The organism is Nostoc sp. ATCC 53789 (genome assembly GCF_009873495.1).
Taxonomy (GTDB): domain Bacteria; phylum Cyanobacteriota; class Cyanobacteriia; order Cyanobacteriales; family Nostocaceae; genus Nostoc; species Nostoc muscorum_A.
Map to the genome: position 1 here is coordinate 52,053 of NZ_CP046705.1, position 25,140 is coordinate 77,192.

General features: G+C 40.5%; 19 protein-coding genes and 3 pseudogenes. 6 read left to right on the plus strand and 16 right to left on the minus strand.

From position 1 onward, the window contains the following. The 3 genes and pseudogenes from GJB62_RS31975 to GJB62_RS31985 form a co-directional block, all read right to left on the minus strand. A pseudogene (locus GJB62_RS31975) lies at positions 1 to 174 on the minus strand (DNA polymerase IV); the annotation flags it as partial. Between the two features lie 135 nt (positions 175 to 309). Next, on the minus strand, positions 310 to 906 hold the full coding sequence (locus GJB62_RS31980) for a pyridoxamine 5'-phosphate oxidase family protein (protein ID WP_094344690.1): 597 nt from the start codon (positions 904 to 906) through the stop codon (positions 310 to 312). 9 nt (positions 907 to 915) lie between these two features. Beyond that, on the minus strand, positions 916 to 1,533 hold the full coding sequence (locus GJB62_RS31985) for a glutathione S-transferase (RefSeq protein ID WP_094344691.1): 618 nt from the start codon (positions 1,531 to 1,533) through the stop codon (positions 916 to 918). A gap of 153 nt (positions 1,534 to 1,686) precedes the next feature. On the opposite strand from GJB62_RS31985, the gene GJB62_RS31990 reads away from it, so the two are divergent. Beyond that, a complete protein-coding gene (locus tag GJB62_RS31990; protein ID WP_114084678.1) occupies positions 1,687 to 2,256 on the plus strand; it encodes a TetR/AcrR family transcriptional regulator in 570 nt (189 codons plus the stop codon). A gap of 71 nt (positions 2,257 to 2,327) precedes the next feature. Then, positions 2,328 to 2,738: a hypothetical protein gene (locus GJB62_RS31995; protein WP_114084687.1), complete on the plus strand. Its 411-nt coding sequence runs from the start codon at positions 2,328 to 2,330 to the stop codon at positions 2,736 to 2,738. A gap of 93 nt (positions 2,739 to 2,831) precedes the next feature. Here the strand turns inward: GJB62_RS31995 and GJB62_RS32000 are convergent. Then, positions 2,832 to 3,056: pseudogene (locus GJB62_RS32000) on the minus strand (DNA polymerase IV); the annotation flags it as partial. 421 nt (positions 3,057 to 3,477) lie between these two features. On the opposite strand from GJB62_RS32000, the pseudogene GJB62_RS32005 reads away from it, so the two are divergent. Then, positions 3,478 to 4,877 (plus strand): annotated as a pseudogene (locus GJB62_RS32005) (IS110 family transposase). Here the strand turns inward: GJB62_RS32005 and GJB62_RS32010 are convergent. From GJB62_RS32010 to GJB62_RS32020, 3 genes are all read right to left on the minus strand, one after another. Further along, positions 4,874 to 7,540, minus strand: a complete 2,667-nt coding sequence (locus GJB62_RS32010) for a WD40 repeat domain-containing protein (RefSeq protein ID WP_114084679.1) — start codon at positions 7,538 to 7,540, stop codon at positions 4,874 to 4,876. The pseudogene GJB62_RS32005 and the gene GJB62_RS32010 sit on opposite strands and share 4 nt — an antisense overlap. Before the next feature lie 56 nt (positions 7,541 to 7,596). Next, positions 7,597 to 9,465, minus strand: a complete 1,869-nt coding sequence (locus GJB62_RS32015) for a caspase family protein (protein ID WP_114084688.1) — start codon at positions 9,463 to 9,465, stop codon at positions 7,597 to 7,599. 136 nt (positions 9,466 to 9,601) lie between these two features. Next, positions 9,602 to 11,614 (minus strand): caspase family protein, encoded by a 2,013-nt coding sequence (locus tag GJB62_RS32020; RefSeq protein WP_114084680.1) that lies wholly within the window; start codon positions 11,612 to 11,614, stop codon positions 9,602 to 9,604. 665 nt (positions 11,615 to 12,279) lie between these two features. On the opposite strand from GJB62_RS32020, the gene GJB62_RS32025 reads away from it, so the two are divergent. Beyond that, positions 12,280 to 12,573 carry a hypothetical protein gene (locus tag GJB62_RS32025; RefSeq protein WP_114084681.1) on the plus strand — a complete coding sequence of 98 codons (294 nt, stop codon included), beginning with the start codon at positions 12,280 to 12,282 and terminating at the stop codon, positions 12,571 to 12,573. A 20-nt stretch (positions 12,574 to 12,593) separates the two neighbouring features. On the opposite strand, the gene GJB62_RS32030 is transcribed toward GJB62_RS32025, so the two are convergent. Beyond that, positions 12,594 to 14,240 carry a mechanosensitive ion channel domain-containing protein gene (locus tag GJB62_RS32030; RefSeq protein WP_114084682.1) on the minus strand — a complete coding sequence of 549 codons (1,647 nt, stop codon included), beginning with the start codon at positions 14,238 to 14,240 and terminating at the stop codon, positions 12,594 to 12,596. A 175-nt stretch (positions 14,241 to 14,415) separates the two neighbouring features. Between GJB62_RS32030 and GJB62_RS32035 the strand changes: the two genes are divergently transcribed. Together GJB62_RS32035 and GJB62_RS38115 are read left to right on the plus strand one after the other, a co-directional pair. Further along, complete coding sequence (locus GJB62_RS32035) at positions 14,416 to 15,054, plus strand: hypothetical protein (protein WP_114084683.1); 639 nt, start codon at positions 14,416 to 14,418, stop codon at positions 15,052 to 15,054. A gap of 594 nt (positions 15,055 to 15,648) precedes the next feature. Continuing rightward, positions 15,649 to 15,780, plus strand: coding sequence for a hypothetical protein (locus tag GJB62_RS38115; RefSeq protein ID WP_258551477.1), 132 nt, complete (start codon positions 15,649 to 15,651; stop codon positions 15,778 to 15,780). A gap of 510 nt (positions 15,781 to 16,290) precedes the next feature. On the opposite strand, the gene GJB62_RS32040 is transcribed toward GJB62_RS38115, so the two are convergent. The 8 genes from GJB62_RS32040 to GJB62_RS32075 all read right to left on the minus strand — a co-directional run bounded on the left by GJB62_RS32040 (position 16,291) and on the right by GJB62_RS32075 (position 25,116). Continuing rightward, complete coding sequence (locus tag GJB62_RS32040) at positions 16,291 to 17,208, minus strand: TniQ family protein (RefSeq protein WP_114084684.1); 918 nt, start codon at positions 17,206 to 17,208, stop codon at positions 16,291 to 16,293. Beyond that, a complete protein-coding gene (locus tag GJB62_RS32045; RefSeq protein WP_114084685.1) occupies positions 17,198 to 18,313 on the minus strand; it encodes an ATP-binding protein in 1,116 nt (371 codons plus the stop codon). The genes GJB62_RS32040 and GJB62_RS32045 overlap by 11 nt, the downstream gene beginning before the upstream one ends. Next, positions 18,313 to 20,094 (minus strand): DDE-type integrase/transposase/recombinase, encoded by a 1,782-nt coding sequence (locus GJB62_RS32050; protein ID WP_114084686.1) that lies wholly within the window; start codon positions 20,092 to 20,094, stop codon positions 18,313 to 18,315. Before GJB62_RS32050 ends, GJB62_RS32045 begins: the two co-directional genes overlap by 1 nt. Further along, positions 20,060 to 21,118, minus strand: a complete 1,059-nt coding sequence (locus tag GJB62_RS32055; RefSeq protein WP_245245942.1) for an IS630 family transposase — start codon at positions 21,116 to 21,118, stop codon at positions 20,060 to 20,062. Before GJB62_RS32055 ends, GJB62_RS32050 begins: the two co-directional genes overlap by 35 nt. Positions 21,119 to 21,146: 28 nt before the next feature. Continuing rightward, entirely contained in the window at positions 21,147 to 22,205 is a 1,059-nt protein-coding gene (locus GJB62_RS32060; protein WP_114081264.1) for a TnsA endonuclease N-terminal domain-containing protein, read from the minus strand. Between the two features lie 386 nt (positions 22,206 to 22,591). After that, positions 22,592 to 23,494: a TniQ family protein gene (locus tag GJB62_RS32065; RefSeq protein ID WP_114081263.1), complete on the minus strand. Its 903-nt coding sequence runs from the start codon at positions 23,492 to 23,494 to the stop codon at positions 22,592 to 22,594. Then, entirely contained in the window at positions 23,484 to 23,966 is a 483-nt protein-coding gene (locus GJB62_RS32070) for a hypothetical protein (protein WP_147262468.1), read from the minus strand. Before GJB62_RS32070 ends, GJB62_RS32065 begins: the two co-directional genes overlap by 11 nt. Positions 23,967 to 24,183: 217 nt before the next feature. Further along, complete coding sequence (locus GJB62_RS32075) at positions 24,184 to 25,116, minus strand: tyrosine-type recombinase/integrase (protein WP_220186642.1); 933 nt, start codon at positions 25,114 to 25,116, stop codon at positions 24,184 to 24,186. Positions 25,117 to 25,140: the final 24 nt, after the last annotated feature.

A 25,140-nucleotide genomic window follows, 5' to 3' on the forward strand; every position in this document is an offset into this window, starting at 1 on the left:
GGGGCATTTTGCAAAAGCAGTTACTGAGGGCATTGCTCCCATACCAAACTTACGAGCTTCATAACTAGCTGCTGCAACTACGCCTCGCTGATTCGGACTGCCACCGACGACTAACGGTTTACCTCGGTAACTAGGGTTGTCCCTCTGCTCTACCGATGCGTAAAAAGCATCCATATCAACGTGAACTATCTTTCTCACTTGAAAGCAGAGTGAAGCATTAGAAAGTTAGGCTAACCGATGCTTAGTAAAATACTATATTACCAGTCTTATAGTACATTGGCACTACTTGGTTCAAATACCATATCTGCATTATTCCCCAACGAATTTCTGTTCTAACTCTTCAATTCGAGCCACAAGGGGAGCCATCATAGCTTCAACCTCGGTAGCAGAATAGCGGATAGGTATGTGTTGAGAACAATTCTCACTCAAAGCTTCGACATGAAATAGAATAGCTCGCTCAACTTTTGCTGGATAGCCAGGGATGCGAAGTCGCTCAATTAAAGCACTATCCCCTTCAACATATTCTGCCTTACCCCAAACTTTGATACGTCTGCGTTGGCGGTAATCCATCAGGAACAGAAATGCTTTTGCTTCTCCTTCAAGATTGCCTACGGTAATGTACTGCACATTCCCAGAAAAATCGGCGAATCCCAGGGTTTTCTCATTCAACACTTTCAGGAAACCGGGCGCTCCTCCACGAAACTGGATATAGGGATAGCCATTGGAACTGACTGTTCCCAAATAAAACCCATCCAAATGAGCAATAAATTCGGCAATTTCTAGTGTAATTGAATCATTGGCAGGGCCGTTGGCAATGTAGCGTTCATAGGTTTGCCGTGATCCCCGTTGTGACTGCGCGGCTTCAACTTCAGGAGTAAAAGCAATTTCTCCAAATTTGCGTGGCATAGTGCGCTCCTAAACTCTAGCAGGTTCTTCAATACCAATCATTCCAATAAAACCGGGGAGATGCTTGAGCCGTTCAATCCAGGCTTGAACATGAGCATAGGGTTCGAGAGAAATCTTACCATCGTTGGCGAGGGCGATGTATGGAAATACAGCAACATCGGCAATCGTAGGATGTCCCAACTCTAGCCATTCACCTTCCGCTAGATGATTATTAAGTTGTGTGAGGATAAACTCTGATTTTTGATTTACTCGTTCTAGATTGATGTCAGTAGCTTTAAACAGGTGATATAAACGTGCCGATTCAGGGCCAAGCCGAACTTCTCCCGCAGTTGTAGATAACCAGCGAATTACACGACTCATCGGCTCTGGCTCCAGAGGCAACCACCCTTCTGTGCCATACTGTCGAGCTAAATAAACTAGAATTGCTTGAGCATCTGCCAATATAGTATTTCCATCAACCAAAACTGGCACTTGACCAAAAGAATTGAGTGCTAAAAATTCTGGCTGTTTGTGCGCTCCTCTAGGCAAATCAACTTTTACCCATTCGTAATCTAAGCCTAATAGCGACAACATTAGTTTTACTTTATAGCTGTTGCCAGAGAGTTCGTAACCGTAAAGCTGAATCATAGATTAATCCTTCAGATGAGGTAAGAACGAACAAGTTTAATCACAGAAATTAAGTGGCACTTCCTGTCTCATCTCTGTACCGTTCGTTCGGTATAGAATCACTGTACCGTTCGTTCGGTATAATGTCAATATCTATTTTTCTCAACTCTTACAATGCCCAAAGAAACATATATTCCATATCTCATACGGCTGTTTCGCCAATTCGGGTATGATGGCGCAACTCTATCTAAAATTTCTGAAGCTACTGGGCTTGGGAAAGCCAGCCTTTATCATCACTTTCCTGGCGGTAAGGATGAAATGGTTGAGACAGTGCTAGATTTTCTTCAACAGTGGTTAGCCCAAAACATCTTGACAGCACTTACCTCCCAAGGTGATGCGCTAACACGATTACAGAGGATGTGCCATCGCCTGAGCGAACTTTATGAAGGAGGACACCAACCCTGTATGTCTGCCATTTTATTAATGGGTTCAGCCCGTGATATCTTTCACACTAGAGTTAATGCTTTATTCTGTATCTGGATTAATGCGATTGCTAATGTTTTAATCGAAAGTGGTATGGATGAAGAACTCGCCAAATATCGAGGGGAAGATGCAGTGATTGCTATTCAAGGTTCCTTAATTTTGTCACAAGGGTTGAATGATCCATCTCCTTTTATGCGTGTTATTCAACAACTACCTAGACAACTTTGTACTCCAAAACCAGGGCTACAAAAAGACGATTAATAGCGCATAAAACTGTGAGAAAATTGACCTCATAATTCATGCCAAATTTTGAATTGATCAAAGTCAAATTTATGAAAAATAACTATGTTCTCCTGACTTTAGCCTTATTAATTTGCACTGCTGCGCCTCAAAAAGCTCTAGCAGATGAGGTTTGGAAAACGGAAGAATATAAAGTGGTTTATCAAGAAGATCGTAATAAAACTGCCGTGTGGCGTTATGGTAGCGATGGAGTAATCTTCATTGATGGTTTAGCAGGAGTGTTTAATGACCGAGGTTCATACAATGGCTACTGGGTACAAAAGTCTTCATCGGTACGTTGCGATACCTATAGAGAAGGGGCAGATGGGAAACCTACTTATCATTGGGGCAGATTTAAAGTCACTTTCATTGATTCAAAATTCCCCTCCCGTTGGAAAGCTGATATTAGCCTTTGCGATCGCGATCCTGTGATGACTTTAAACGGTACACCTGTTACACAATAATCACTCAGCTAAAACACTTGCAACTGTTTGGTGGCTCTAAACACTTATGGCAAATAACGTTGATAATGTTTCCCAACCTGTTTATTGAGCGATCGCTTGCTCCGGTAAAATCACCGTTAGTCCATTGGGCTTATTTTGACCTGATGCCATTTTTGCAAGAAACTTGTTAATCGATACGCCTGCGGTTGCTGTCAACTGAGTTTCCTGGAGAATCGCAGTTTTGATATGTCTTGCGATAGTAGAAGCATAGGGGATGTTTTGCTTATTCTCAGTAACATCCAGGTATGCCTCATCTAGCGCAACCCCTTCCACTAAATCATTTTTAACCCATAATTTCAGTATAAGAGTTAACTTAATACCTCGGCTCTTTCCAGTTTTTAAGCATAATTTCTAATTGACAAAAGTAAGATTATCCTAACCTCAATTTTGCTCATTTCAATGATTTTTTCGCACTTGTGAGCGGTTGAGGAGGGACTTCGTTTCCCCTCCACAAATATAAAAGAAACTAAATTCACAGGGATAAAAAGCACGGTATCCTCAAAAAGTACCCTGACAGTTAAAACCGAATTTTCAATGGTGCTTTATTGCCCGTTTGTGAGCGTGGTTCTGGGCTATAGCGAACAGAATATTGGTGAAGGAGCTGAATTAAGCGTACTATCCCGTTTAGAAGAATTACATATTTCTCGCAGTCCAGGTCAGGGTAAACTTTCACTCTTGAATAAATAAATGGTTCTTCAGGATGTCAAAGCAGCAAAATCAACGAAAGCGCGCAAAAGGTAAAAAAATCCAATTTAAAAATATCGAAGAATTGGCACAAATAAATCTAAACGCAGCAGGAATTGATATTGGAGCATCTGAACATTGGGTCAGTATACCAGCAGGACGAGACGAAGAACACGTAAGATGTTTTAGCTGTTTTACATCGGATTTACATGCCTTAGCAGACTGGTTAAAGGAGTGTGGAATCACAAGCGTAGCAATGGAATCGACAGGAGTTTACTGGATACCAGTGTTTCAAATACTAGAAACCAAAGGGTTTGAAGTAAAGCTAGTAAATGCCCACTTTATCAAAACAGTGCCGGGACGCAAAAGCGATGTACTTGACTGCCAATGGATACAACAATTACATACCTACGGCTTATTATCAGGCTCGTTTCGACCGGATGACCAAGTATGCGTGCTACGCAGCTACATACGTCAACGGGATAATCTGATTCGTAGTAGTAGTACTCATATCCAACGGATGCAGAAAGCCCTATCCGAGATGAACCTGCATTTACATCAAGTCTTAAGCGACATCACAGGTGTGACAGGACTCAAAATTATCCAAGCAATCATCGCCGGAGAACGAGACCCTTCGATTTTAGCTACATATCGAGACCGACGTGTAAAAAGCACACAAGCAGATATTGAAGCTGCTTTAACCGGAGACTATCGTCCAGAACATGTATTTATCCTCTCTCAAGAACTGTATTTGTACCAAACATACCTTGCCCAAATTGAAAAATGCGACTTAGCAATCCAAAAATGCTTTGAGAACTTTGAAGACAAAAACCAAGATCAACCACCTCTGAAGATTACTCGTAAAAGTCAAAACAAAAGGCGTAATGCACCCAACTTCGACTTACGCTCTCACCTTTACCGTATTAGCGGTGTTGATTTCACCTCAATTGATGGTTTAGATGTTCTAACAGTGCAAACAATTATTTCCGAAGTTGGACTCGATCCAAAACGTTTTAAAAGTGCCAAAAATTTTGTCTCCTGGCTAGGGTTATGTCCTGGTAGTCGTATTAGTGGCGGTAAAGCTCTTAGTTCTCAAAGGGAGCAAAGTTGTTAATCGTGCAGAAAGCTGCATTTCGGGTTGCAGTTCTTTCCTTGATTCGTTCTCAATCTGCAATCGGTGCTTTCTATCGTCGCAAAAAAGCTCAACTTGGTGCCCCTAAAGCAATTACTGCCACTGCCCATAAGTTAGCTCGTATTTTTTATCACCTGTGGTCTACTGGTGAGCTTTATCAAGACCCTGGTGCTGATTCCTACGAACAAAAACACAAGCAGCGCATGATTAATCACCTCAAGAAAGCCGCTCAAAAAATCGGTTGCGATTTAATCGTTAACCCCACAGCACAAGAAGTTTCTTAGAAGAAATCCGGGTTTACATCGTCACAGAGATGGCGATCGCTCGCACTGACATTTGGGCTATGCTTTAGATAGTCGCGTCCCCAACTACACCCACGCCGTAGCAAATCCTCTAAATCTAAGTTCCATAGGGTTACAGTACCATTATTTATCGAAGCTAATATTTTGCCATCTGGACTGTACCTAACAATAGAAGCGTAAAAGGGCAAGGTGGCAAATAATTCACCATTTTCGATGTTCCAAAGTTTGATATCAGAACCGCCAGAAATCAAAATCTTACTGTCGTGGTTAAAGCTAATGCTATTAACTCTTCCACTATTTATTGTTTGTAATACTTTACGCGTTTCCAAATTCCAGATGTAAATATTACCGCCACTGTTTGCAGCAAGTACTTTACCATTTGGGCTAAAAGTGACTCCGTGCAACTCTTCCGCATCTACAGTAAATGAGGGAAGTTCTTTACCGTTTTGTGTACTCCAGAGTTTGATTATGTTGTCTTTATCACTTAAAGCTGCTAAAATTTTGCTATCTGGGCTAAAGCTGAATTCTTCGCCATAATGGACATAAGACCCTTTAAGTAATAAACGCGTTTTACCATCTAAGTTTAAAAGCTCGAGTTCTCCAGAACTAACTGGTGTTGCTAACGTTTTACCATCTGGGCTAAAACTGATACTTCTGTAGCTACTGGAAGAATTTATGCCGTTCGATGGAATTTTCCAGATCAACTCGTCTTTTTCGACATTCCAAAGTTGGATAATTCCGTTTGCAGCAGCAGCAAGTACTTTCCCATCCGAACTAAAGCTAACGCTATCAACGTCATTAGTATGTTCCAGAGATGGAGGACTACTTGGAACTTCAAGTTTCTTGAGTTGTTTTCCGTCCAAGCTCCAGAATGTAATAAATTTAAAGCCACCTATCGCAACACTTTTATTGTCTGGGCTAAAACTAATCTTAACGTGACGACGATCAAATTTAATAGTAGGTTGTCCACTTACTAGATTCCAAACTGTAATATTACCGTTGCTAGTTCCTCCAGCTAGTGTTTTGCCATCTAAGCTAAAGCTGAGACTTTTAACATCACTAGTATGCTCTTTAATTGTGGAAATTTCTGTATCATCTAAATTCCATATTTTGATATTACCGTCACGATCGCTAAAAGCAATAGTCTTGCCATCTGGAGTAAATTCAAGAGTATTGATCATTGCTCCTGAAAAGGATTTAGAATCGTTTTTTTTCTTCTGAACTAGCTTGCCGTCAAGCTTCCATACGGAAACAATACCATCACGGCTACCTGAAACTATGAGCTTGCCATCAGGGCTAAATCCGAAGCTACTGAACCTATTTCGATCATTCTTATCCTTAATAGTTGCAATTTTTTTACCATCTAAACTCCAAAGTTTAATAGTACCTTCCCAACGACCAGATGAAGCAAGTAAGTTACCATCAGGGCTAAATTTGATACTTACAACAGACCCTTTAGGATTTCCCTCACCATTTTCTTCTTTAGAATGTCCTTGAAGTGACCAAAATTGCTTGCCGTTTTCAACATTCCAGAGGGTAATAATACCTTTATCGGTACCCGAAGCGAGTATTTTAGCATCGGAATTTAAACTAACACTAGTAACTTCATCGAATTTATGTCCTAAGAAAGTTTTGATTAAATTTCCGTCTATATTCCTAAGTTCAATTTTACCATCTCTACTCCCGACAACTATCTTTTTACAATCTCGATTAAAGGCAGCACTTATGACTTCTGTATTTAGTTTTTGTGAACTTTTAATTAATTTTCCATCTATTCCCCAGAGATTTATCGTACCTGTACTAAAATCACTAACTGAAGCGAATGTTTTGCCGTCATTACAATAGTTCATTGCAGTAACAGTAGAACTATGTTTTTTAAACTTATTGAATTCCTTTATACTATAAAGTATTGATTGAAGAGATTGAATCACTGTTATTTTGGTTTTAGTATCCGCGATAACAGGTAATTGAATTTTTTTCCCTGCTTGCAACGCCACTACCAAAGCTTCTAATTGTTGATTAGACTCAAATTTCCTTTTTGAATCTTCTACTAAATTTATAATTTGATTTTGTTGATTTTGATTCCACCTATTAAAACCAATAAACAATGCGCCAGTTGAGACTAAAATTCCTACACCTAATAAGCTTATACGGTTCTGAACTTGGTGTCGAAGGCTCTTACGAACAAACTCTACTTCTATCTTATTTAACCAGTTATCTGTTGGAGAATTAAGTACCTGCTTTAAAAAGGCAAGACGTGGGTTGCGAGACCATAGCAGACCTTTTTGTTGGTCTTTTTTCACTAATTGCTGCCACCAATTTTGAGGATTTGAATCCCAATAAAAATTTTCTGGTTGCTGATTTTTCCAATCCATTGCAACAACTGCTAGTTGCCGTTGCAAAACAAGATTTTCCTGTTGATGCTTATCCTGTTTCCAAGCTAGCAGTTTTTGCCAACCCCACACCAAAGCATCATGAGCAGGCTCTACATAAGGATCACCTTCAGTATCTCGTCGTCCTTCAACCAGTAAACGTGCTGCTGAAAAGCCTCGAATTACCTCTTTTACCCGTTGGTTTTCTGGTTCTGGATACTCTAATTCTGATAAGGGACTTCCAAATAAAAAAATATGCCAAAACTGACGCAAAAACCCTCTGTATTTCCCCTCTCTCTGTGTTCTCTGTGCCTCTGTGGTTCGATAATTTATTTCTTGGAAATCCCTAATAAGACACGTCTGCGAGCTAATTCACCTTCTCCTACAGCTACCATTCGCAGCATGACATTGCGGATAGTTTGCTCGTAGGCTTTATCCTGTTTGATTAACTCCTCATATTCACTATCTGCTCTTTGGGTAAAGCTGCGTGTCACCCCTCCCAGTTCTTCGTAATCTGCTTGGGTAATAGCTCGATTGTACCTTCTACCTTTTCTAATAGTCCTTAAATATCTCAGGTAAAGCTCACTCAAGGTAAAAGAAAGTAGAGGTAATGCCCCAGGCATCTGTGCTACTTCATCAATTAATTGCTCTACCAAGTTATGCGGCTCAAAATACATCACCCGTATTGATGCTGGTTCCTCAATGCAGGAGCGTAATTCTTCCCTTGTCATTGCTGGGACTATAAAGCGTGCCGCTTGCCAATGTAGTTTTAAGGCGGAATTTTGTACTTGGGGTTCAAAGTCGATGCGAAGCGTCAATAAAAGCCGTATATTTTGTGAATACTTAGCTACTGCCTGTCCCAACAAATCAAGAAACTTTTCTCGTTCTTGCTCATCCCGGCAAAGGGTAACTAACTCTTCTGCCTGGTCAATAATTAGTAATACTTTTGAATTTGAATTAAACTGGCTCCAAGTTGCAAGGCTGCTTAAAAAAGTTTCAACTTTTTGCTCTAAAGTAAGGGCGTTTATTGAAGAAATAGGCAAGTTGTCCGACGTTAAGGTATTAATTAGAGTCTTGAGCGGTGTCTCTCCCGGACGCATCGGAGACAGGATGTGCCATAAAGGTAAATTAGACTTGGCATCTAACTGCTTGATATAGGGAATTAAACCTGCTTTTACCAAACTTGATTTTCCTGTTCCTGATGCTCCCATTACCACAGTTAACGGCTGCTGACTGATGAAATCATATAACTTACGACTCAACGCCTGTCTGCCAAAAAACAGATGACTGTGTTTTTCCTCATACGATTGCAACCCCCGATAAGGGTTTTGGGATTCATCTAAAGGTGGCGCTGGTGGTAAATTAAGTGGATGCCCTGGAGTAAGGAAAATATACTCCCCTTTGTCGTGCTTCTTCATCGGCCAAATTCCAGGGGTTTGTCGTTGGCGATTTTCTTGAGTTGCTGGTTCAACTGCATCGCGTAAATATAAGTAGAGTTCGGTAGCAGTAATGATGCCGTCTCCAGAGGGTTTGCCATTACTAGCAGTCGGATAGACATCAGCAGAACCTGTTAACGCTTCCAGCAATGCCGCCGCAAAGGGCGAATGGCCGTCAATGTGACCACGTTCTGTATTCAAGTTAAAGGCATCTAGAGCTTTTTGGTCATAAGCAGCAGAGGTAATTATTTGCCAAGCTGGGTCAGTAATAAAGCGGTCATAACGTTCTTTATGAATCACTTCCGGTGCCACTAATAAATCTCTCGTAGTCGACCAGCGAAATGCACCAGCAAAGCAGCAATCGAGAATTCCCAGGAAATGACGACAGGGTAAATCGCTCAAGTACTCCTGCAAATAAGTCATTGGTAGATAAGTTTTGGTATCTCCCAGTTTGGCATCTTGGGGAATTAAATAACCTTCGGGCCCATCATTACCATTAAGGGCAATTCCATGTCCCGCAAAGTAAAATAATAAGCGGTCATCTGCGGTAACGTGTTGTGGAAGAGTTTTTTCTAGAAAATTTTTCAGGCTCTTAAGGGTAGCCACTTCATCTAAGCATACCCATACTTGATAACTATGCTTTTTTCGCAATACTTCAACTAACTTTTTGGCATCATTGGTAGCATTTTGTAGAGAAGAAAGACCATTTGTGTAATTATTGATGCCGATGATAAATGCCAGATTCCTAGAAAACTCATACATAAAAATAGTTCCTTCATCGGTTAGTTCTTTTACTTGTTTAAAAATGATGTATTCATCAAACCTCACTGCATACTTACTTTTTTGGAATTCAAAATGAAGACTAATAAAAAATACTGATTAAGGTTTGAAAATTAGGTTATACTTTGGGACGCACAGTAGTAATGTTAATTTGATTGGTAATCCAGTCATCATACAATTCCTCTTCCTCTGGTGCATATCTGAGTTCGCGCGATTGCACGCGCTTCATCAAACGGTTTAGCGTTCCCCGCCCTCTGTTTACTTCTCTTTGAGGGAAAAAAGGCAAGTCTAGCTCATTTTGTCTCAATAAGGTAGGATCAAACTCAGCAGTACTAACAATCAGTTTGAGAATATCTTGGCTCTGAGTTATTCCCTGTTTCCAAAGTTTTTCTGGCACTGTCGGATAAATATTTTCACCTCTCAATGCCCAAGCTTCCTCTCCTGGTTTGAGCCAGACACCTCCAGTTTCCAAAAGTTGGGGATCAACTGCGTAGCTGTCTGTTAGATTCAGAAGGGCGCAAAAAAGTTCTCGACTGCTAGTATTTTTGAGTTTGACTTTAAAAGTCGGACTTTTCAACTTACCATTTTGCTGTTGGTATTGGAAACTAATCTGAGCATCTTTAATCTCTTCCCCTTCTTGATAAATGACCATTTGCACTGCCGAAGCTTGAATGCTACTGGTCGCTGGGCTGGAGAGTTCAGCAATATTTGTCCAACGGGCAATATGCTCCAATCGCTCAATCGCTTGTAAGGCATTTTCTTCTGTATAACCTTGAATGGGAGCAACTATTGAATGGTCATCGGCTGGGCGAGTAATCAGATATTGCCCATTACAAGCAAGTAACTTCAATTCGGCATCTTCAGGCTTTGCAACTTCCTTAAGGTATAATGATGACGGTTTTTCTGTCCCTATCGCCAGCAGCGCGGCACAAGCTAATTTCACTCCTGCTGATTCACCTGTAATCAAAACACCTTTAGGCGGTAGGGGTAGACTAGTGACAACTGCTTTAAAAGTCATATCTGGTTCTAAAGTCTCAATACCGCTAATCTGCACTAGACTCAGCTGCGGCATAACCGCAATGACTTTAGCTTCACATATCGCTGCTGACAATTCCTGCATTTGTTCGGGGGAACTGTCAAATGGGAATAATGCCAGTAAGGTTGTTTCATCGCCAGAAGGTTGAGGAATTCCATGAACCGTACCCCCATCAACTACCCACTCATGATCTTTGTGATAACTGACAGTCAAATAGGGTTTGCGTCCGGCGATTGCTCCTCCCAAAAACGGTTGTTCTAAATCATTTAGTACTGTTGCTTCTAATTGGGGGGATTGATTTGCAACTTTACTGCGAACTAAAGCATTAGTGCGTTTGAATAAATCTCTATAAGTTAAACTGCCATTGGCTTTTTTTAAGGTATCGAGTAAGAAATAAGAAAATGCTCCCCGACGTTGGCCATCAGCATTGTATTCTTTCGCTGTTTCGTGATCGCGGCAAGCTGCTAGAAAAATATGTTTTGCTCGTGGTAAAGTCCAGCCAGTGGAATTATTTGCCAGACTCCGCTCTGTTGATAGTTGCTCGGCATCTTTATTGGACAAGATAAAGCTTTCTAACGGGCGTTTTCTTCTATCAATAGGAGCTTTCCGCTCTGCGGTATCCGCTTCGATATCACCACGGGTGCCAGAGCTTGAGTGACAACAGTCCATAATGATCGTAATGCAAGGGTTTTTCTGGGCTATCTCTGCAATCAGCTTTGCCATTTCCTTATCTGCCAAGTCCCAGCCCCCCGGACTCCGACTGTCGTAACAAACTAGGGTTTCATTGAGTCGATCTGGTTCTATAGTCCAAAACTCTTCCGAGGCTTCTTCTTGAGAACCATGCCCTGCGTAGTAGAAAAATGCCATATCTTCACTTCCCGCTTGGCACAGATGTTGACGAAAGCAATCAATAATTCTCTGCCGGGTAGCATCTTTGTTCAATAATGTGCGTAGATGTACTTGGTATCTATCAGTATTTACCCGCCCTTCTAAGTACTCTTTGATTGCAGTTATATCATTTACACAGCCCTGCAATGGAGAAACATTTAAATACTCATCAATCCCAACTAGTAATGCGTAGATATTCCCACCCATATAGCAACCCTAATTTTTGACAAAACATCGCAAATCTACGTTGACCTGCCGAACTACAACAATAAATCACTAATTTCCGAATAATTCTCAAAAATCTTTCCTCAAGACAAACAATACGACGAAAGATGCAGCAATTCTTATTTTGGAAACAAAAGAAGATAAAGTCCTCCTGTTTACAAAAGAACAATTTCTCCAAGCTGACGCTGATGCCAAACGTAAAAAGTTAGGGTTTTGGAATTAATCGCAGCCAGTGATGCCTTGGGATTTTAGGGGAGGTAAAAAAAATACTCAGCCTACGACGAAGTGATCGCCAGTGCAACAATGCGGGGTAAAACCTGAAATTCTTGATTAGTACACCGTATGACTTCAACATGAACTCTTAACCATCCATTATCTGCTTATTAGGAGTCAAAACCACAAAACAATCTTGAAGTACAGCCATGATGAAGAAGCGATCGCTTGATACTTGCATCTGTGCAACAGATTATGCTGGTGCATCTGCACAAAAAAGAAATTTGTACACAATTAATAAATTCTTACAATTTGGGACTCGTATTTCCCATACATTTGGTGTACCTTGTTAATTCTGTGCAAATTATTTATACCTAACTTCTCCCAAATTTACTCATCAAAATTTTAAGCCAATGCCTTCGAGAGAACAGCCAATGAAAACTTCTAATGAGATACACACTAAGAAAATCATCAAAAAATCCGACAAGCTCACGCTGAGACAGATGAAATTAATTGAAGAAGCAGAAGACCAACTTCTTCAAGCTAATACTGCCAATTCTCCAGCCCCTGTGGTTGAGGTTGAGGAGAAACCAGTAGCGATTTCAGAGCCTAGAGTTCCTGACTATATTCCATTGCTTGACAATCCTCCAGTACAATCTGTGGGTAATTCCGGCTGGCAGGTTTCTGATGTCTGGCGGGATATTCGGGTAGATGATTTCTGTGGGTAGACCCCCATGATTACGAGCGCTCATGCATCTATACCCTCTGTACCCTTTTCAATTGGATTGGTTGAATCTATGTCTGACTCCTGATTTGATAATCCTTCAACCATCTGTATTAAAGCTAACTGCATTTCTGGCGTAAATTCCAACTTACCAGACCGCAGATGTAAATCTAACTGAGCAAAAGGAATTTCAATTTTTCGTTGCTGTAATACTTCGTAAATAATGTAATATAAATCACTTTTGAGCAAAAATTGTTTATTAGGTTCCGCAGTCCAGACTAATAACTCAAAATTTAAGGTATTCTTGGCAAACTCTTTAAACAGTACTAGAGGCAAAGGAGTCTGCAATACATTGGGATGCTTAGAGGCAGCCTCTAACAGAGCAGATTGCACTGCTTTGGGATCTGAGCTATAGGCAACGCCAACGGGAAGATGAAGGCGAGAAATCGGGTTGCGATGGCTCCAGTTGATTACTTCTTTTTCCAAGAAGCGAGAGTTGGGTACAATAATTGAAACGTGGTCAAGGGTACGAATCTCAGTACTTCTGGCACCGATTCGTTCGACAATACCTGTATATTCCCCAACTTCCACAAAATCTCCAACCTGAATGGGACGCTCAAATACTAGTACTAAACCACTGCCAAAATTCTTAGCAATATCCTGTAAACCAAAGCCAATTCCAACGCTTAAAGCACTTGCTAAAATTGTCAAAGAGCTAATGTCAAGTCCCCAGATTTGTAGCAGTACCAGTGTGCCAATAAAAATTAGACCATATTTTAAAAGTATTATAATCGCTTCTTGAGCGCCACGATTGATGACAGTAAAAGAGAGAATCCGAGAACGTAAAAAATTTGTTAACGTTCCAGCAAAGATAACTAAGCCAAACAACAAACCAACCAAAACTATTAATTCAGTAAGAGAATAAGGATTCTTTCCTAATGTTAGAATAGGTGAGGTAAAACTGGTAATCAGGATATTTGAAATTTGATAGCTCCATTGACGAGTGAAAGGAAAGAGATTAGTGATATAAAGAATCGCACTCATCCAAAGTGCGAGCCGCATACTTGCCAACACTAATTTGAAAAATAATTCTAATACTTTAAGTGTTTCCGAATTAGGTATGGCATTGCTAGTTGTTAAGCGAAGTGAAGCTACTCGGATAAATTGATGCTTAATCCATCCCAATAGCCAACTAAATCCCACAGTTATGAGTAAAATTACTGCTGCGATAAAAGTTGTTTGTTGAAGATAAGTTCTAGTTCGCTCTAAATGAGCTTGCTGTAAGGCTTCTTTGATTTGCCGCGCCCAAATGTTAGCCTGCTCATCAAGTGTACTACCTGGTAAAGTATCTTGTTGTGTAACTGTTAACAGATAGCGGTCATTTAGCAAAATAGTAGGTAGCTGGTTGCGTTTTTCAATTTTAACTTGAATAGGCTCAGAAGCGGAAATCACATTTTTTAGTTGTGAGTTGATTAAATTTGTCCGTTCTTGAGCGCTATACTGACCAGAATCGCTGATCTGAAAAAGCTGTTGTCCATCCAAAATAACTGGAGCTTTAGTTAATGCTTGAGAAACGACAGGAGTGAACCAGAAAAATAAAACAAAAGTTAGTACTGTAATGAGAATATTTAAATATTTTAATGGCAGTCGCAAACGATGAAAATCAAACATAAAGACTCTAACAAAATTTTTGTACTTCCGCTAATTAATATTAACTAGATTTTATCAAAATAAAATTATTTTTGTAATGGTTTCTATGAGCATCGCTTTTCATGGAATAGAGACACTCAATTTGTCAGGTAGGATAGGAGACAGGATAATAAGAGTGATCCTTTATAGCAGTTCAATGGGTAAACGAAAGAGAAAAAATCACAATCCACCCTTCCCTTGGATGGTAGAAGAAGACAATCTCTTCATTGCTCCTACTGGTAATGAAATAGTTACAGATGCTGGATGGGAGAAAATTTCATTTGAAGAAGCCAGAAAACTATTTAGTCCCGAAACTTTTCAAGAGTGGTACGAACTATTCTTAGAAAATACAGATATCTCGGAAATACTTTCAGAATCTAACATCGATATAGATTTAGATGATGAATCAGTAATAGATAACTTTTTACAAAGGAGTAACTGGGCACCAAAACAAGTCAATTTAGTTGTAGCGAAGGCTATCTATAAAAATTATGCCTGGGTAAGAGGATTAATGATTTCTACACCTGATGTTGAAGAACCCTACTTCCACAATTATGAAATGGAGGCAATTCGTTTAGGAGTCAAATTGCGGAAATACATCAAAGAAGATATTCCAGTAATTAATGACTGCAAAGATGCTGTCAGACATTTGCATGGGAGATACACCCTTATTGGCTGGCAACCAAGAAATTGTGTGACAGCAGCTCACAACCTAAAAATATCTAAAGCTACTAAGGTTTACAGTCAACTTCTCTGGGATGAAGATTGGGTAGATGAAGAAGACGAAATTTATTAGTCAAGAACAAGAAACTCTACAACACTGGAAAATATGCTCCTCATTACTGATGACTGGATAATAATAGAGTTACCGCCAAATAAGACCAGAAATCTTTGAAGAGCTTAAGAGCGATGGCGTAACCGTCATGAGCCAGTGGGGATCGCTCTAGTAATAACGTAGCGTGGGTGCAGCGTAGAGGCTCTTTCAAGCGATTTATGGACGGATGCTTGGAGCGGGATAAAGCACTTAACAGAAATTGTTAAACTTTTTTATTCCCCTAGACTAAGGCAACCGCCTGAGCAATTTTTATGAGAAAGAGGGGGAAGGGGGAAAGGGTAAGGGGAAAGGGAACCCACATTTAAAAACAGGGGTTTCAAGAAATAGACCCTGCTAAGTTATCGCACTACGTCTCTCAAAAATCTTCTTTTTTGTTCTCCATATTTAAAATAGGGGCTTTATACCTTGTGGGGAAAAGTTTCTTCTTCCCTTGCCCCTTGCCCCTTACCCTTTTCCCCTTCTTTGTAAACTATCTTTGCACCAAGTCAAAGTTATAGTTGCATTGTGCCTATAATAAGTTACGGCTAACTATAACTGGAAGTTAGCACCCTGTAAATGGTTATCGCTTGGATTACGCATCAAAGGCGATACCAAAGACAAGCAAAATTTATCAGCAGCGTAATAGTTTCTATTCCGTTGCCACCATGCACCCTCCGCGATCGCATTGTGGGTTTGCAGACTAAGTGAAATTTTTTTAACGCAGTAATAAGGGTTTGGGCAACCTTTGTTGCAGACTAAATGAAATTTTTTTGCAGACTAAGTGAAATTTTCCTCCTAAATTCGCAGACTAAATGAAATTTTCCACCAAATGGACATAAAACGTTCCAATTCATTACAACACAAGGGTTTGGAGCAAAAATTTCGTAAGTGGCGATCGCTCTGTGGCTACGAGAGAATCAGGGTTCCACAAGTAGAATTTCAATTAGTCTGCAACAGAATTTCACTTAGTCCGCACGAATTTCATTTAGTCTGCAAACCGACAGCATGTTGGTGAAAGTGTTGTATATCAAGGAAAGTGATTTTTATCGTAGATTATATCGGATAAAAGATAAGGGTATCTTATTTTGTCTTCAACGTGGTATATTATTGTCACTGTAAGCATAAAATGAGCAAGTTGCTCACTTTATGGTTTCAAAACAGGTCGCTCATCTTATGCTTACGGAAAAGGAAGCACCGTCCAGTAGCTCTGGTCTGGGTTCAACTGACTACACTCGGTATAATCGAGAGAATTTCCAAACCCTCAACAGGATTAATTCCAAGTTTGTAACACCACCTTAAAAATTTAGTGAGAGTAGGTTTTCGCCGGTATTTAGCTGGCGGGGTAACTTGGGAAAAAGAAGTCAAACTAAGTGTTGGCATAGCGCCGAAAATCTGGCCAACAGATTGAGCAGCCCACTTTTCCCAATCAAACCGAGACCCTTGAGAAAAAGAAGTATTGTCTACAAACCGACCCAGCCATGCATTACACACACAACAATAACCAAGAGAATTGCAGTCCAGATTGAGAAACTGTTGAAAACAACCACAGTACAAGCACCGTAGTTGTAGGTAACGTTGGTGAACTGGACAAACACTGACAGGTTCTATTGTCCACAACAAAGGGTTATAAATAGGTTTTCCAGCTTCACGCCAGTCTTGATAGCAGCCAGAACACCAACGTTGTTCAGTATGGAAAATATGACTGAAGTTAAGCCGCCAGGAGTGCCATTGAAGTAAAGTCAGAAAACTCAGATCAAGCCTAGCAGTTAATTTCTCAACGATGGCAACCAGCTTTTCAACATGTTGCGTTCGGTCTAACCAAAATTTAGCAGACTGCTGTTGTAAAAGTGCAGGCTCTCGATGCCAAGCATTGATGAGCATTTTGATAGCATCATCAGCTTTCAAGAAATCGGGTGGTTGGTTGCTCTGAATAAATAACGGCGTAATTTTATAGCGAATTAAACTAGCAATCGAGACACCATGTGCAGCAGCCAAGCGCTGTAAGTAACTAGTAAAACTTTCAACTGTGGGTGTACCAAAACCTATTGGTTTAAGAGAATAAAGATGGCTGCGTTTTGGAAGTTGGTTCATCGTTAAGTCCCACGACTCATAATTAGCCAAACTTTCAACCGACATTTTCACCACCTCCAACAGGACGACGTTGAGGTTTAGTATTACCAGTAGTAGAGCGACGAGATTTAGTATTGGTTGTATTGGTTGTCTGGGACGTGCTATGTGTAGCTGACCCATGATGAGATTCTAAACCTAAAGCAATTCTCAAAGCCGAACTATCTGGGGTAAACTCAAGTTGCTTTTCTCCTAATCGTGTTTCGTTGAAGATAATCATGCATTGTTCATGAGAGTAAGCAGAAGATTTTAAATGCGACAGAGTGAGAGTTTTAGCTCCATCCAGTAACGCTGTTGCCAATGCTTGAGATAACCAATCTTTGAGAATACCAACACAACCGAAACTGCGTTCGTAGCAAAAATCCCAGTATTTAAGTAAATCAGGCTCTTCTTCAAAAGGTAAATGACGTTGAAAAGTTTGAACAACACCTCTGAAAGCTTTTAAATCTTCTTCATTCTCGACTTTGTATCGCTCAAAATGAATATCCAGGCTGCGCCTACACAACTGGGCACTCAAGTTACGAAGTATCAACAAGTCATAAGTACCTGCCAGTACGAATTTGACTTGAGTAAGGTTTGCTAGCGACTTAATACAGTCTGTCTGGTCGCGTAATTTTCGACCACTGGCAACTTTACTGAGATTTTGTGCTTCATCAAGGCAAAAAACTTTCAGACGACGATGTTTAAGAGCAGCTTCTAAGGATGTTTTCAACTTCAAATTAGTAATTCGACCATAACTAGGTAACTGAATGCAAGGGTCTTGGAGAACGCCCAAAGCACGTAGATAAAAATCTTTCCAATCAAAATTACTAAATTCCGGGGTAGCAACTTCGATATTAGCAATAGGAATAAAACCTTTATCTAGTTCCATTTCTTTGTGAAAAGAAGCTAGTAACCTTTGTGTGATGCGACGTAATAAGGTGGTTTTACCTACACCTGTTGGCCCAAATAAAAAGATTAAAGAAAAGAATCCTGGGTTATCAATTGCATTTTTGAGTTTCTCTGCTGCTATTAATAATTTGGGGTGCGCCATTGTATATTGCTGGAAATAAGAAATTCTGTCAGCAATAGGTAGAGTTAGTAATTCTTGAGGAAAGCTATAATCATGTGCCATTAGAACTCTCCATAATATTCAAGGGTTTCCGTGATATATGCAGTCAAATTGCTGATAGTTTCACAATTTTTACCTTCATTGGTCGAGTCATCTCCTAGACAATCATTATTTTCCTCTGCCGCAAATTCTGCCAAATTTAACTTTGGTTCCGTGATCAAATTATTTTGAATAATTTTGTGAACTTTGTCATGTTCAGTATCGCGCAAGCGTTGTTTGAGGATAGCACCTTCTTGAGCAAATTTTGAGTTTAAAAATTCTACTAATTCCCGATCATTTATTGTTAACTTACGTCCGTAATTGCGTTGGCGCTGATTAAGTTCTGCACTCGCCAGCCGAATTTCTTTTTCGGAACGTCCTTGGAAGTATTGATAGTAAGAAGAAATGCATTTTACCCACTGTCCTTGTGCTAGTGCATAAGCAATTCCTGCATTCCAAGGGTCGTAACGAACCCACAGCATTGATTTTTCGATTTCTGGATCACGGAATACATCTGCCCAGTAATAAATATTGTGTATTTTGACACCCTTTCCTGGTTGAACTTTACGCTTTCGTTGATCTGGTGCTGGTAGAGTCAGAATCTGGAATAATTCGTCATATGCTACTCTTCGGTGTAAGCGACTTCCACCTGTTGCTAATCCGGTGACAAAAGCATCGCACGGACTAGTACCTAATGCCGGATGCAATCGTTGGTCATAAACCGAATATGCCCATTCACAAAAAGCAGAGTACAGTTCTTCTAGTGTCCAAATTGCTAATCTTTCTGGACTGACAGATTTGGTGACTTTACGGTGAAGGCGTTTGATTTGGGTGTTACCTTGCAACTCATGAATAAACTGCGTGTTGGCAGTCCCAAATAGTCTTTCAACAATTGAACCAAACCGAGCATGTGCTGGCGGTCGATACTTCAGCGTGCAAGTATAAGATGCCAATAATTGTTCAAAATAGTGACTGTGAAACTCTTTTCCGTTATCGACAACAATATTTTGCGGAAACCGCCCAAATCTAGCAACGCATATGCGAATTACCATCATACAATCACGGTAGCTTGGCTCATCGAAGGTCAGATAAACTGATAAAATTCTTCGACTATATGCATCAACCATGAAGGTTGCCCAAGGACGACCTAAATTCTGATGAATTGAGTTATTTGTAGCAATATGACAATTAGTTAGAGATTCGAGTGAACTGACTAATTCAATGTCAATTTGAGTATGGTCAATGTGAACAATCTCAAAAGGGCGACTGCCATGCCGTGGAGTAGTTTGCTTTAATTCCCAATAAAATGGTTCTTCGGAAATAGCCGCTCGATTACCAAGACGTTTTCTGGTTTGATGATGTCCGCTTCGCTGTTTGATAGCATGGCAAAATGTGATTCTCGATGGTGGTTTGAATGGGGGGTCATGGGTTTGGCAAGCTAAAACAAATGATTCATAAACCCGTATTTTTCTGCGTTGTTTGGGTGTTTCATAATGCTCTTTGATAAAATCGAGCATAAATTCTTGGGTTTGAGAATCAATTTTTGGAGTCCGATTGCCTTTATTGTTATGTTTAGGCAGTAATCCCAGGTATCCCTGTCCATAAATGAGTAAAGCTTTTTGGTACTGAGTGCGCCAACGACGGATTGTGCTGCTTGGATATGCTTTCAGAGCATCTTCTAAGTATGGTTGTATTAAATTGTAGCGACGGTTGGCTTCTATAATATCTTCACAAGTTGCGTGTTTAATAATTTCTGCTGCTGCTAAGTAGCTAGGCACAATTAAATATAAGACGCTCAAGGGCATATTCCCCCTTTACGCTTCTAGCTTCCATGCCATCAATAATTGCCATAGCCAAATCGTAGTTATTGTCAAACATTTGTCCAGCAATTTCATGAGTTTTTAGTTGATGCCACTCTTCCTCTATCCGATTCATTTCGGAACAATAAGGTGGTAAAAAGAAAACGAATAATCCTTTTTCCTGCCACTCAAGCCATTTTTGTTTTGCTTTCTTACTGGTATGTAAGGAACCATTATCGTGAACAATAACACTGATGCGACCAGTTTCAACTAAAGTGTTTTGTGCCTTAGCTGCAACCCAATCCATAACCTCGATGTAGCGTTTTGTTTTGAACCCACCTTGAACCAAGGCATATTCAAAACTGACTTGGGGTTGCCATAAACCCAAAATACTAATGCGACCACCACGGCTACCAACTTGTGCCATTTGTTTTTGGCTACCGATACGACTGTAACTATAGCTAACGGGACTCCAACGACAACACCCAGACTCATCAAGATACTTAAGCTCGACATAACCCTCTACTGCCGCTTGCTTTAAGGTATCTAGGTCTGCTTGCTTAATTCGTCGTTTTTCTGGGTCTTGTTTTCTCTTATGAGTATGGCGGGTGCGTTTCCATTTCCACTTTTTTTTGAGCAAACGTCGCAAACGAGACGGACTCAATTGCACATTTCTATCTTGAGCCAATTTTTCTGATAACTGCAAACTGTTATAAGTACGGGGCTCTACCTCTAAGCAATCCTCTAAATATGCTAAGTCTGCCTCAAGCCATTTGCACTTTGCTCCTCGCCCGGAAGTTTCCCACAGTCCTCCCAAACCCTTATTTTCCCAACGCCTCAGTGTTGCTCGTACCGTATGTTCGTGACACTCAAAAATTTTAGCTATCGCTGGTACATTCCATCCTTGGGCATTTAATCGAATTATGTGGGCACGCTCTCGTGTCCGTTGAGGAACTGTTGTCGCTGACCGTAACTCCAAAAGCGTCAAATCTTCTAAATCTGTTAATCTAACTCGCAATGGAGCAGACATCTCGTAGAACCTATTTTTTAGACCTTCTCTATCTTATATTTAATTGTAACCACCTACTTATTTTAATATTTGAGGTTTGTGTTGTCTTATCTCCCACAATTTTCCCTGTATCAATCAATGCTGTAAATGCTAAATTTGGTAGTTCTATAAGTTTGCCATCTGCACGTAATAATCCAGTAGTGGTCGTCCCAGTATTTACTATCTCCCATGACTCTCCATCCCAATAAATATTAGTACCTACTGCTATTTGGAGTAATATTTGATTACTCGTTTGGGTTGTAGATTCTATTGAGTTAAGATGCTCATAAGATAAAGCAACATTTTGGTTAATAAATACGAATACTGTTTCCGGTTGCGAAAGTTTAACTTTATTAAGTTCTACGTAAAGTTTATCTGTAGCAATTAACCAATAAAGTACATCAGGGTTTATTTCTTCATTTTTTAACAGTTCTGTCAGGGTCATTCCTAGATGATTGTTTACTGTGTTTACAATCAAACTTTGCTCGGTTTCGTCTATAATTTCTGATGAGTATCCGAAATAATCTAACAGCCAAATTAGATTTTGTTGGAAGTTCCAATTAATTAGAGCATCTGACCATACATGAAAGTCCAAACCATGACCATGAGCGTATTCTTCACCTGGGGGACAATGCCATTTGCCATCTGAGTTTTTGCAATAGCGATTTGGATTCAATTCGTTCAGCTTGTTAAGTTCAAGTTCTGTTTTGCATTCCTCCCAAAAAGCTGAATCTGTCCGAATTATAAAGAAATCGGGTGTATACTGGTGTCTATTTTTTCGCCCGCTTTTGCTTTGATAGACTAATTCTATTGCTGGCGGTTGGTCGTAATATTCGAGTACGCATGGGTCATGTTCTAGTTCATAAATACGTGCTAATTCGTTATGATGGCTCTCGAATTGAATAGTACATCCCATTTTTCGACTGGGGTAACTGCCACAAACGTTTTTCCTTGCCCCTGTTACTCGACGAGATGGATTGCTGCTGCGAATCTCCTCAATGATTGCCTGCCCTGCTTGACTGAGGTCTTGTTGACGGCACCAGTTGTTAAACTCAAGGTTGTCAAGCATAATTCTTGGTTAGGAGAGAGTGTTGCGATCATTAATCTCTCCTACTCTTTATCTCAGCACAAGGCTGTATATTTATGAACAAAGTGTTGAAAATGTTTGCTCAACTTATACTTTCTCAATCATATTTTTGCTCAACTTATGCTTTCAAAACTCCTATATTTATTTTTTCCTTCTAACATGGTTAATACGGTTTCAAGCAATCTGTTGCTCAACTTATGCTTTCAAAGTTGCTCATTTTATCCTTACAGTGACAATTATTTTGTGACTTTAGCCATAAGTTGTCAAAATCAGACAAATTATGCCTTGTAATCAAGTCGGACAACTTATGCTTGGATTTTTGGGTTGAAGGAAAATAAAGTAGAGCTGTTGTTATCTTGTTGCTTGCCTTACTGAATTTCGAGCAAGTTTAAACCCTCGACAGGAGATAAACTAAGCTTGTAACACCATCTCAAAAACTTGTATAAAGTAGGCAATGTTCGTTTAGGGGTAACTTTTGTTTCTCTGATGAGGGGATTTGTGTGGAGTGAGGGAGTAGCAGCAAGCAGATTTCCAAGAGCTTGAGCAATCCACAAATCCCGATCAAATTTGCGCCCTTTGCTTCGGCTATGACTCGGTAGGTCAAGATTGCGCCCAAGCCAAGCATCACACTCGTGACAGTAGCCGTTTAGTTTCTGAGGTTGGAAAAAAGGTTGGGTATGACCGTAGCACAAACAGTATATTTGTAAATAGCGTTGATGGTATGGGCAGACAGTTACAGGCTCTAACGCCCATAACAGAGGTTGATATACAGGGGTATTAGCATCACGCCAATCTTGGTAACAACCTGCACACCAACGCTGCTGTGTATGGAAGATGTGGTTAAATGAAAGTCGCCAAGTTTTCCAAGGCAACAAAGTTAAATAGCTGATATCTTTGCGACCAGTTAAGATTTCTAGTACATTAACAACCTTAGAAACATGCTGTGTTTGGGAAAGCCAAAATTGGGCAGTTGGTTGCTGCAAAATGGCTAGTTCTTTTCGCAATCTAACTACAACTAGCTCGATAGCATCTTTTTTGGATAATCCTGGAGGCTGCTCGTTAAGAAAAAATAAAGGAGCAATGTAATAGCGAATCAAGCCCCCAACTGTAATTCCATGTGCATCAGCCAAGCGAATTAAGTAGCTACTCAAGCTCTCGACAATTGCTGTGCCGACACCAACTGGTGGTAGAGAGAAAAGACGGCTACGCTCAGGTAGTATGGGTTGCTCTAATTCCCATGATTGATACAATTTCAAGTTCTCAACAGGCATTGTGTCCACCACCGACAGGACGACGCTGTGGCAGAGGCTGACCGACCGCAGCGTGACGACGAGTTTGTTTAGCAGATGTCTGCAATGTTTTTGGAGTCACATCAGTTGCGACTTCTAATCCCAAAGCAGCCCGCAGAGCGTTGGTATCCCTACGGCTATTAAGTTGTTCCTCCCCATGAAGAGCTTCGTTAAGCAGAATTATGCACTGCTCAGTTTTGAGAGCATGTGACTCAAGATCGGAAAAAGTTAAAGTTTTGTCACCTTTGAGCAAAGCACTAAATAAAGCACGAGATAACCAATCTTTGAGAATGCCGATACAACCAACACAGCGCTCATAGCAGAAGTCCCAATGTTTGAGCAAATCAGGTTCAATTTGCAATGGTAAATGTCGTTGGAATGTTTGTACTATACCTTGAAAAGCTCTTAAATCTTCTGAATTGTCTGCTTTATAGCTGTTGCGGCTCGCAAACATAAACGCTCCGGCTTGCAAACAAGAAAATTCTTGGCTCACATTAGTTGCAAATCAGATTGGACTTCGGCTCACATTAATTGCAAACAGACTCATTATTATTTGCAATGGGCTTGCAATCATCCGACTTGGCTCACATTAATTGCAAATAAGCCGAATGCCTGCTCAGCAACTGTTGGATAGAGCAATATAAAATCCTTTGGGCGTTGCTATCTCTCCTTTATCCCTTGAGTAATGCAAGCTTGTCTTTCACTTGCTGTCGGCTACTTTGAGTGTACCGAACCGTGGTTTGAATAGCTGGAGTTCCCTTTTTGGTGATATGACCAAGATAATAAGCAACCTCCTCCAAAGTCCATCCTGCTTCACGCGCTCGGTGAGCGAAATCATGACGCAGATCATGAAAAGTTACATCATGGATGAGTTCCCACTCAGAAACAGTTGCTTGTGCTTTAATGTTTTTCCACCAGCGATGAATGCCGGCTTCGGTCAGCCTCTCATTGCGCTGAGAGGTAAAAGTGTAATCACTCTCAGTATCTCGCCCGCCGTGATGAATATATTCATACATTGGTTTTCGGACAGCGTTAATTAGATCAATATCTCGCGCCTTACCACCCTTGTAACCAACGTGCAACCAGCCAACTTTGGGGCCAATATGGGTATGCTCTATCCGTAGCCAGGAAACATCACTCACGCGACAACCAGCCCAGTACCCCAATGCAAACACAGCCATGCTACGTGGATGACCATCTTTTTCGATCAGGTTGCGTAAAATATAACGTTGGTCAGGAGTCAATTGTCTGGGGGCTAAAAGTGGCTGGGCTGGAATGTTTAATCCTCTGGTGGGGTTGCGACGTAAAATTCCCTTCTCCTCAATGAGCCAACGGGCAAAACCACTGACAGCAGATTTAACCCGTGCTTGGTGAGCAATGCTGTAACCTGACGTATCTAGATAGGCGAGATAAATTTCCATCGCCGTTTTGGTCAACTGTTCGGGTTGAAAATCTCCTCCACTCCCAGGATGTTCTACAATCCAAAGAAGAAGCTGCCTAATGATACGCATATAGGCATCAATAGTGCTATGCGTTTTACCTTTTAGGAACGCCTCATACTCTATGAGTAGTGCTTCGGCTTCAGATAAGTAAAGTGTATCCACAGCACCAAACTTCCTTCAAAAATT